Annotated in this window: 6 protein-coding genes; all 6 read left to right on the forward strand. The window is 60.7% G+C overall.

Going from position 1 to position 10,704, the window contains the following annotated elements:
* Window positions 1-5: 5 nt before the first annotated feature.
* Window positions 6-1,304, forward strand: a complete 1,299-nt coding sequence (gene phoR, locus PU683_RS03445; protein ID WP_277170129.1) for a phosphate regulon sensor histidine kinase PhoR — start codon at window positions 6-8, stop codon at window positions 1,302-1,304.
* 407 nt (window positions 1,305-1,711) lie between these two features.
* On the forward strand, window positions 1,712-3,031 hold the full coding sequence (gene brnQ / locus PU683_RS03450) for a branched-chain amino acid transporter carrier protein BrnQ (RefSeq protein ID WP_277170131.1): 1,320 nt from the start codon (window positions 1,712-1,714) through the stop codon (window positions 3,029-3,031).
* Between the two features lie 85 nt (window positions 3,032-3,116).
* Window positions 3,117-4,466 (forward strand): proline-specific permease ProY, encoded by a 1,350-nt coding sequence (gene proY, locus PU683_RS03455; protein ID WP_277170132.1) that lies wholly within the window; start codon window positions 3,117-3,119, stop codon window positions 4,464-4,466.
* A 198-nt stretch (window positions 4,467-4,664) separates the two neighbouring features.
* On the forward strand, window positions 4,665-6,482 hold the full coding sequence (gene malZ / locus PU683_RS03460; protein WP_277170134.1) for a maltodextrin glucosidase: 1,818 nt from the start codon (window positions 4,665-4,667) through the stop codon (window positions 6,480-6,482).
* Window positions 6,483-6,537: 55 nt separating this feature from the next.
* Window positions 6,538-9,219 (forward strand): DUF2339 domain-containing protein, encoded by a 2,682-nt coding sequence (locus tag PU683_RS03465; RefSeq protein ID WP_277170136.1) that lies wholly within the window; start codon window positions 6,538-6,540, stop codon window positions 9,217-9,219.
* Window positions 9,219-10,586, forward strand: a complete 1,368-nt coding sequence (locus tag PU683_RS03470; RefSeq protein WP_277170138.1) for a DUF3999 domain-containing protein — start codon at window positions 9,219-9,221, stop codon at window positions 10,584-10,586. The genes PU683_RS03465 and PU683_RS03470 overlap by 1 nt, the downstream gene beginning before the upstream one ends.
* The last annotated feature ends 118 nt before the right edge of the window (window positions 10,587-10,704 follow it).

A 10,704-nucleotide genomic window follows, 5' to 3' on the forward strand; every position in this document is an offset into this window, starting at 1 on the left:
GACGCGTGCTGGAAAGGCTGTCATGGAAAAGGCTGGTGCTGGAGCTCCTCCTTTGTTGTATTCCCGCCTTTATTCTGGGCGCGATGTTCGGCTATCTGCCGTGGTTTTTACTGGCGGCGGTGACCGGGCTTCTGATCTGGCACTTCTGGAATCTGCTGCGTCTCTCCTGGTGGTTGTGGGTCGATAAAAGCATGACGCCGCCGCCCGGCACCGGCAGCTGGGAGCCGCTGCTTTACGGCCTGCACCAGATGCAGATGCGCAATAAAAAGCGCCGCCGCGAGCTTGGCAACCTGATTAAACGCTTTCGCAGCGGCGCCGAGTCGCTGCCGGATGCGGTGGTGCTGACCACGGAAGAGGGGATGATCTTCTGGTGTAATGGCCTTGCGCAACAGCTGCTGGGGCTGCGCTGGCCCGACGATAACGGGCAGAATATCCTCAACCTGCTGCGCTACCCCGAATTTACCCAATACCTGAAAAGCCAATCCTTCAGCAAACCGCTCAATCTGGTGCTCAACAATGGCCGCCATTTAGAGATCCGCGTGATGCCCTACAGTGAGCAGCAGCTGCTGATGGTGGCGCGCGATGTCACCCAGATGCACCAGCTGGAAGGGGCGCGCCGCAACTTTTTCGCTAATGTCAGCCATGAGCTGCGCACGCCGCTAACGGTGCTGCAGGGCTACCTTGAGATGATGCAGGAGCAGACGCTGGAAGGCGCCCCGCGCGAAAAAGCGTTACATACCATGCGCGAGCAAACCTCGCGGATGGAGGGGCTGGTGCGCCAGCTTCTCACCCTGTCAAAAATTGAAGCCGCGCCGACGCACGGCGCAAATGAAGTGATTGACGTACCGATGATGCTGCGTGTAGTTGAGCGGGAAGCGCAAACCCTCAGCCAGCAGAAACAGAGCTTCAGCTTTGAGGTCGACAGCCAGTTGAAAGTGCTGGGCAGCGAAGAGCAGCTACGCAGCGCCATCTCCAACCTGGTCTATAACGCGGTTAATCACACCCCCGCCGGAACGCATATTATTGTGCGCTGGCAGCCGGTGGTGCACGGCGCGGAGTTTAGCGTCGAGGATAATGGGCCGGGGATTGCCGCCGAGCATATCCCGCGCCTGACCGAGCGTTTCTACCGCGTGGATAAAGCACGCTCGCGCCAGACCGGCGGCAGCGGGCTTGGGCTGGCGATAGTCAAACATGCGGTCAATCACCACGACAGCCGCCTTGATATCAGCAGCATACCGGGCAAAGGGACGCGCTTTAGTTTTGTCCTGCCGGAACGCCTGATTGCCAAAAACAGCCACCCATAACCCACTTGTCAGCTTATCTTTCCGGTGGCTCGCTGCGGCGAGCCGCTCCGCCTCACCTCATCCCGCGCCTGCAACGTAGTTTGTACGGTTGTTGCTTTTTTGTTCGCACGATCAGCCAGGTGTTTTTCTGATAAATAGAGTTTTTCACTGGCCAGGTTTTGCTGTTTAGTATAACTATCTGGTTTTGCGATCCCGACTTGCCTTTAAACGTTATAAGCGTTTAAATTGCGCCCCATGCATTGCCAGACCGACTGTGTTTGCGCGGTAAACCGAAAAACTATTCTTCGCCACGCAGCACATTAAGCATTTCCCGCTGATTTAACGCGTTATTGATGCGTTATTGTCCGGTGCGGGGCGGCTAATTATTCAACATTTTTACGACACCACATCCACAGGCAGTAAACATTATGACCCATCACTTAAAACCGCGTGACATCATCGCGCTGGGCTTTATGACCTTCGCGCTGTTTGTTGGCGCAGGTAATATTATTTTTCCTCCCATGGTCGGCTTGCAGGCGGGTGAATTCGTCTGGACGGCGGCGCTGGGCTTCCTGATTACTGCGGTGGGCCTGCCGGTGCTAACGGTGGTTGCATTAGCAAAAGTGGGCGGCGGCATTGATAGCCTCAGCACACCGATTGGCAAAATTGCCGGCGTGCTGCTGGCGACGGTCTGCTATCTGGCCGTGGGGCCGCTGTTCGCCACGCCGCGTACCGCAACCGTCTCCTTTGAAGTGGGTATCGCGCCGCTGACCGGCGACGGCTCCATGGCGCTGCTGATCTACAGCCTGGTCTACTTCGCGCTGGTGATCCTGGTCTCTCTCTATCCGGGTAAACTGCTTGATACCGTCGGCAACTTCCTCGCACCGCTGAAAATTATCGCCCTGACGATTCTGGCTATCGCCGCGCTGGTGTGGCCAGCCGGTCCTATCAGCCACGCGCTGGAAGCCTACCAGACCGCGCCATTCTCTAACGGTTTTGTGAATGGCTACCTGACGATGGATACCCTCGGTGCGATGGTCTTCGGGATTGTTATCGTCAATGCCGCCCGCTCGCGCGGCGTGACCGAAGCGCGTCTGTTGACCCGCTATACCGTCTGGGCCGGGCTGATGGCTGGTGTCGGCCTGACGCTGCTTTATCTGGCGCTCTTCCGTCTCGGCTCCGACAGCGCGGTGCTGGTCGATCAGTCCGTTAACGGCGCGGCGATTCTGCATGCCTATGTCCAGCACACCTTTGGCGGTGCGGGCAGCTTCCTGCTGGCAGCGCTGATCTTCATCGCTTGCCTGGTAACGGCGGTTGGCCTGACCTGCGCCTGCGCAGAGTTTTTTGCTCAGTATCTGCCGCTCTCTTACCGGACGCTGGTCTTTATCCTCGGCCTCTTCTCAATGGCGGTCTCAAACCTCGGTCTGAGCCACCTGATCCAGATTTCGATTCCGGTGCTGACCATGATCTATCCGCCGTGTATCGTGCTGGTGGTCTTGAGCTTTACCCGCTCTTTCTGGCATTGTTCCACCCGCGTCATTGCGCCGACCATGTTTATCAGCCTGCTTTTTGGTATCCTTGACGGCGTGAAAGCCTCCGCGTTTGCTGAGCACCTTCCGCTCTGGACACAGCGTTTACCGCTGGCGGAGCAGGGTCTGGCCTGGCTGTTGCCGAGCCTGGTGATGGTGGTTCTGGCCGCTATCTGGGATCGCGCGGCGGGACGTCAGGTGACTTCCAGCGCGCATTAACAGCAGCAAGCACGGTTTGTTGAACCACGGGGTAGCGCACTCCGTGGTTTTTTATTTTTTGTGATGAATAACGGCAGTGGAAACGATGGAAAGTACGAATAAGCTGAAGCGTGGGCTAAGCACCCGCCACATTCGCTTTATGGCGCTGGGTTCAGCGATCGGCACCGGGCTGTTTTACGGCTCCGCGGACGCCATCAAAATGGCCGGGCCCAGCGTGTTGCTGGCCTACATTATCGGCGGGGTCGCGGCGTATATCATTATGCGTGCGCTGGGCGAGATGTCCGTGCATAACCCCTCCGCCAGCTCCTTCTCACGCTATGCGCAGGAAAACCTCGGCCCGCTGGCCGGTTATATCACTGGCTGGACCTACTGCTTTGAAATCCTGATTGTCGCCATCGCCGACGTCACCGCCTTCGGCATCTACATGGGCGTCTGGTTCCCGACGGTGCCGCACTGGATCTGGGTGCTGAGCGTGGTGCTGCTGATCTGCGCCATTAACCTGATGAGCGTAAAAGTCTTCGGCGAGCTGGAGTTCTGGTTCTCCTTCTTTAAAGTCGCCACCATTATCATCATGATCGCCGCCGGTTTCGGCATCATCATCTGGGGGATCGGCAACGGCGGTCAGCCGACCGGCATCAGCAACCTCTGGAGCCACGGCGGCTTTTTCAGTAACGGCTGGCTCGGCACAGTAATGGCGCTGCAAATGGTGATGTTCGCCTACGGCGGTATCGAAATCATCGGTATCACCGCCGGGGAAGCGGAAGAGCCGGAGAAGTCGATTCCGCGCGCCATCAACTCGGTGCCGATGCGTATTCTGGTGTTTTATGTCGGTACGCTGTTCGTCATTATGTCGATCTACCCGTGGAACCAGGTGGGCACTAACGGTAGCCCGTTTGTGCTGACCTTCCAGCATATGGGCATCACCTTTGCTGCCAGCATCCTGAACTTTGTCGTGCTGACCGCTTCGCTGTCGGCGATTAACAGCGATGTGTTTGGTGTTGGGCGCATGCTGCACGGCATGGCGGAGCAGGGCAGTGCGCCGAAGATGTTCGCCAAAACTTCCCGCCGTGGCATTCCGTGGGTGACGGTGCTGGTGATGACGCTGGCGCTGCTGCTGGCGGTCTATCTCAACTACATCATGCCGGAGAATGTCTTCCTGGTGATTGCCTCGCTGGCGACCTTCGCCACGGTGTGGGTGTGGATCATGATCCTGCTGTCGCAAATTGGTTTCCGTCGTCGCCTCTCGGCTGATGAAGTGAAAGCGCTGAAGTTTAAAGTGCCTGGCGGCGTGGCGACCACCGTTGCCGGGCTGATCTTCCTGGTGTTTATCATCGCGCTGATTGGCTGGCACCCGGAAACCCGCATTTCGCTCTATGTCGGTTTTGCATGGATTGTGCTGCTGCTGATCGGCTGGGCGTTTAAGCGCCGGGCGTAAATCTCCAGGTATTATCTTTTTTCCGTTGTAGGCCGGGTAAGGCGCAGCCGCACCCGGCGTTGTACCTGATGGCGCTGCGCTTAGCAGGCCTGCGATCTCTGCGCCCCGTCTCTCACCCCCCCAAAAAAAGGGAAAGAAGGAGGCGGGCGCGGGCGAACGTTGGCTACAGTGATCCTGATTATGTAAAGGGGATCGTTGATGTTGAATGCATGGCACCTGCCCGTCGCGCCGTTTGTGAAAGCGCACCAGCAGCAGTTAATCATTAACCTCTGGCTGCGCGGCACGGATTTACCGTCGCGCGTCACGCTGCGAATTGAGATCGATAACGAAGAGACGCCGGTGGCGATGCACCGTGCGCGCAACACCGCCAATAATGGCGTCACCCTCTGGCGTGCCGCCATTGATATCAGCAATGGCCAGCCGCGTCGCCGCTACAGTTTTAAGCTGTTGTGGGACGATCGCCAGCTCTGGTTTACGCCGCAGGGGTTTAGCCGCTTCCCGCCCGCCAGGCTTGAGCAGTTTGCCCTCGATGCGCCGGATGACGGCCCGGCGTGGGTCGCCGATCAGGTCTTCTACCAAATCTTTCCGGATCGCTTTGCCCGCAGCGAGACGCGCACCGCACAGCAGGATCAGCGTTACTGGCACCACGCCGCAGGGCGCGAGATTCGCTTTTGTGACTGGGATGAGCCGCTTACCGGCGAGGCTGGCGGATCCACCTTTTACGGCGGCGATCTGGACGGCATCAGCGAAAAGCTGCCGTGGTTGAAAAAGCTTGGTGTTACCGCGCTCTACCTCAACCCGGTGTTTGTCGCCCCCAGCGTGCATAAATATGACACCGAAGATTACCGCCACGTCGACCCTCAGTTTGGCGGCGACGAGGCGCTGCTGCGTCTGCGCCATAACACGCAAAAAATTGGCATGCGGCTGATCCTCGACGGTGTCTTCAACCACACCGGTGACTCTCACGCCTGGTTCGACCGGCATAACCGTGCTACCGGCGGGGCCTGCCATAACCCCGACTCGCGCTGGCGCAGCTGGTACAACTTTGATGAAAACGGCTACGCCCATGACTGGCTGGGCTACGCCAGCCTGCCCAAACTCGACTACCGCTCTTCGTCGCTGATTGAGGAGATCTATCAGGGCGAGGAGAGCATTGTGCGGCACTGGCTGAAAGCGCCGTGGAATATGGATGGCTGGCGGCTCGACGTGGTGCATATGCTGGGTGAAAACGGCGGGGCGCGAAACAATCTGCATCACGTCAGCGGCATCACCCGGGCGGCGAAAGAGACCCAGCCACAGGCCTATGTGGTGGGCGAACATTTTGGCGATGCGCGCCAGTGGCTACAGGCCGATGCGGAAGATGCGGCGATGAACTACCGCGGCTTTACCCTGCCGCTGTGGGCGTTTCTCGCCAATACCGATATCTCCCTCGATCCGCAGAGTATTGATGCGCAGACCTGCGCCGCATGGATGGATAACTACCGCGCCGCGCTGTCGCACCAGCAGCAGCTGCGAATGTTTAACCAGCTCGACAGCCACGACACGCCGCGCTTTAAAACCATTCTCGGCAAGGATATCGCCCGTCTGCCGCTGGCGGTGGTGTGGCTCTTTTGCTGGCCCGGCACACCCTGTATCTACTACGGCGATGAAGTGGGGCTGGATGGCGCGAACGATCCCTTCTGCCGCAAACCCTTTCCGTGGGATAAAGCGCAGCAGGATAGCCACCTGCTGGCGCTCTATCAGCGGATGACGAAGCTGCGCGCCCGCAGCCAGGCGCTGCGGCACGGCGGCTGTCTGGTGGTCTATGCCCGGCAGGATGTGCTGGTTTTTCTGCGCGTTTACCGCCAGCAGCGGGTGTTGATTGCCATTAACCGCGGCGAGGCGTGTGAAGTGGTGCTGGAAGATTCACCCCTGCTGCAAGCGAAACAGTGGCGGCTTCTGGAAGGTACAGGTAACCTACAGGACGGCGTGCTGACGCTTTCAGCCATCAGCGCTTCTGTCTGGTCTGCCTCCTGAGCCTGCGCGCGGGGAGGCGGGCGTAACGTCTCCCCTTTAGCGAAGGCGAAAGTACATGGATGGTCTTCTGATATTCGGTGTCATGGTGCTTATTCTGGCGCTGGTCGTGGTGCCGATAATGGCGATTGTCGCCTGGCGGCGCAGCCTTGCCACGCAGGTCGAGCTGCAACTGCTGCGCCAGCGCGTCAGCATACTAGAGCAGCGGGCGGCTACGCCTGCGGTGAGCGAGGAGCCGGTCGTTGAGCCGGTCAGCGCGCCGCTCAGGATGCCGCCGCCCCTCTCTGAGCCGCAGCCGGTAGCGGCAAGCGAAACCACACCTTCACAACCGCAACCCGCACCCAATGCCTGGGGGCGCAAAGTCGCGACGGCGGAGCCTGCGCCTGTGGTGCGTGAACGTGAAGAGGCGAAAGCGCCGGATGGCGAATCCTGGGGCGTGGTTACCGCGCTGGTGCGCTGGTTTATGCAGGGCAACCCGCTGGCGAAACTGGGCGTGGTGCTGCTCTTTATCGGTCTCTCTTTCCTGCTGCGTTACAGCGTTGAATATGCGCTCTTCCCGCTTGAGCTGCGGCTTGTCGCAGTCGCCGTGGTGGCGCTGGTGCTACTGGTACTCGGCTGGCGGCTACGCCATAAGCAGACGGTCTTTGCTCTTATTCTGCAGGGGGGCGCGGTAGGCGCACTCTATCTCACGGTCTTTGGCGCGTTTCGCCTTTGGCAGATGCTGCCGATGACGCTCGCCTTTGCGTTGCTGATTGTGATCTGTGCAGCCAGCGTCGGGCTTGCGGTGCTGCAACGGGCGCTGAGCCTGGCGCTGCTGGCAAGCCTCGGCGGTTATCTTGCGCCGATCCTGCTCTCGACCGGCGGCGGGAGCCATATCGCGCTCTTCTCGTTCTATCTTCTGCTCTCCGTCGGCATTCTCGCTATCAGCCTATGGCAGCACTGGCGCGAGCTGAATATCCTCGGCATGTTCTTTACCTTTGGCGTGGCTGCCCTGTGGGGCAACGCGAACTATCGCCCGGAAGATTACCTGAGCTGCCAGCTCTTCCTGATCGCTAATCTGCTGATTTTTGGCGTCTTCAGTGTTGCTCTCTCCCTGCGCGCCCAGCGCCGGGGCGAGCGCATTATCGACGGCGTGCTGCTGTTTGCGCCGCCGCTGGCGGGTTTTGGCATGCAGTACGCCATGACTCAGCACTGGGCCTACGGCCCGGCGTTCAGCGCCCTCGGTTTTGGTCTCTTCTATCTGGCGCTCGCCGCTGTCGCTCTTAAACGCTTCCCGACCGCCGGTAAACCGCTGGTGCTGGCCGCGCTGGCGCTGGGTGGCGCGTTCGCTACGCTCGCCATTCCGCTGGCTCTGTCCGCGCGCTGGACGGCAATGGCGTGGTCGCTTGAAGGGCTTGGCGTATTGTGGCTCGGCGTGCAGCAACAGCAGCGGCGCATGAGCTACAGCGGCACAGCGCTGTTACTGCTGGCGCTCTTCAGTGCGCTGTGGGCCGCCGCTGATGGCATCAATGCGCTCTCGACGCTGATGATCTTCGCCGTACTCAGCGCAAGCTGGCTGGTGGGCGCATGGCTCTGGCGCACTCTTCGCCGCGAGGGAAGCTGGCTGCTGCTGGCGGGCGGCATCCTCTTCTGGATCGTCGCGCTGGCGGGCGCGGTGGAGCTTGTGATGCCACGGGCGATGCAGACAGGTTTTGGTCTGCTGTTGCTGGTGGCGCTCTCCGTGTGGCTATGGCGCGCCGGCAGTCTGCGTTTTGCCTGGCCGGAACTTAGGCTTGCCCAGTGGTTACTGTGGCCGGCAATGGCGCTGTTGATCGGCGATCGTCTGCTTGCGCAGGGACATCTGCTGGCATCCGGTTGGCAAAACCTGGTCTGGTGTGTTGCGCTGCCCTCCGCGCTACTGCTGCTGCGTAAAGCGGACAGCACGCTGTTACCGCGCCTGTCGCAAGGGTTACATCTCTCTCTTTTCTGGCTGCTGCTGATCGCGGCTGGCAGTGAGCTGTGGTGGTTTGTGAACACGTTGCCCTGGGGCAATGCGCCGTGGCGCTGGGGGCTGCCGATGGCAGCGGGCGGGGCGGTTATCATGCTGACGCTGGCGGCGGTGCGCCGCAATCTCTGGCCGTTCCGCGTCTGGCCTGCGCTCTATGGCGCGCAGGCGCTGGCACCGCTGGTGCCGCTGCTCATCATCACCCTGCTGTTTGCCAACCTGAACGATGGCGCAGTCATGGGCATGCCTTATCTGCCGCTGCTTAATCCGCTGGAAGAGGGCGCGGCGTTCGCGCTGCTCGGGGTGTGGCTCTATACCCGGTTTGCCTGGAAACACTATCCGCACTTCGCACCCGATCTCTCGAGGGCCCGCCCGTGGGCGCTCGCTGCGCTGGGTTTCTGGTGGCTGAATGGCGTACTGCTGCGCGCGCTCGCCTGCTATGGCGAGGTGACGTGGAGTGCGGAAAGCCTGTGGGCGTCGCGGCTTATTCAGACAACATTTGCTCTCTTCTGGATGCTGATTGCGCTGGTGGTGATGATCCGCGCGACGCGCCGGCAGGCCCGCCAGCAGTGGCTGGTTGGAGGGGGAGTGTTAGGCGTTGTGCTGTTGAAACTGATGCTGGTCGACAGCGCGGGCGGCGGCGGGCTGGCGCGCGCCATCGCCTTTATCGGCGTGGCGGTGCTGGTGCTGATCGTGGGCTATTTTTCACCCCTGCCGCCCAAAGCGGCGCGGGAAGAGAGTGAGGGAGAAGGATAATGAAAAGGTTGCATGGACTGGCGCTGAGCATGCTGCTGTGCGCCACGGCGGGGGCCGCAGATCTCCCTGAAAAACCGCAGGATTATGCCCGCGGTGTGATGCTGGAAGTGCCGCAGCCCGCCGCCTGGTATCGTGTCGATCTCCCGCAGGAGGTTTATACCCACAGCGCGTGGCCGGATCTGCGCGATGTGCGGGTGTTTAACCATGACGGCGAGCGGGTACCGTTTACGCTGGAAACCCAGAGTAGCGAAGCTGCTGCGCCGAAAGCGGTGCCGCTGCGCGTCTTCCCGCTGGATGCATCGCCGGGGAGCGACGCGGCAGAGGAGGAGCATGTTGTGCGCCTCCAGGCTCCGTCCGGGGTCGAGATCCGTATTGAAGGTGACGCCTCAAAACCGGTCGGAAAGAGCTATTTATTGGTGCTGCCCACCGATCTACCCAACGCGTTCAGGCTGGGCGAGATCACGCTGGGCTGGCAGGAAAATGGCCAGAACTGGCGCAGCAACGTCTCGGTTCTGATGAGCCATGATATGCGCAGCTGGGATACTTTGCAGGATGATGCGCCGGTAATGGCACTGGCGAGCGGGAGCGATAAGCTCAAACTCGATCATATCCAGCTCCCGGATATGCCGTTACCCGCAGGCAGCCGTTATCTGCTGCTGGTGTTTGATACGCCAAACCTGCCGGTAGCCATCACCGAGGCGACGGCCATAGCTGGCCGCGAGCCTGCACCGCTTGAGAAAATGGAGATGGCGGGCAACGGACGGCAGATTTCGCCGACCGAGGCGCAATATCAATGGCCGCAGCCACAGCCGTTTCGCGCGCTCTCTGTAGGCTTTAACGGCGATGCAGTGCTGCCGGCAGAGATTGCCATTCGCCGCACGGCCACCGCGCCGTGGCAGCCGCTGACTAAAACTGTGCTCTGGCAACGTAACGGGCAGCGCTCCGCGCCGGTGGAGCTGGCGGGCGAGACGGTGCAGGCGGTGCGCCTCACCACGCTGGACGCGCGATTGCCTGACACACTCCCTGATATTTCCGGCAGCCGCGATCGGCTGGCGCTGGTGTTTAACGCGCAGGGTAAAGGGCCGTTTATGCTGGCATGGGGAAACAGAGCGGCGCAGCCTGCCGCCGTCACGCCGGATACGCTGATCCCGCCGGAGTTGCGAAAGCAGCTTGATCCCGCGTCGATTCCTGCTGCATTGCCGGGCGAAAACGTCACGCTGGGTGGTGAGGCGCGCATGACGGCGACTTCCGTTGCCGAACAGCAGGGGAGGTGGAAAACGCTGCTGGTGTGGGGCGTATTAGTGCTGGGCGTCGCGGTGCTGGCGTGGATGGCGATCCGTATCTGGCGCGAGGCGCAGAGCCGATAAAGTGTGACGCCGAAAAAGTGCCGGATGGCGCTGCGCTTATCCGGCCTACAAAACCTGCCTTCCACAACCCCGCAGGCCGGATAAGGCGCGAGCCGCCATCTGGCATGCAGACCGCACC

This window comes from Candidatus Kosakonia sp. 282A-S69 (assembly GCF_029433855.1).
Lineage (GTDB): Bacteria > Pseudomonadota > Gammaproteobacteria > Enterobacterales > Enterobacteriaceae > Kosakonia > Kosakonia cowanii_A.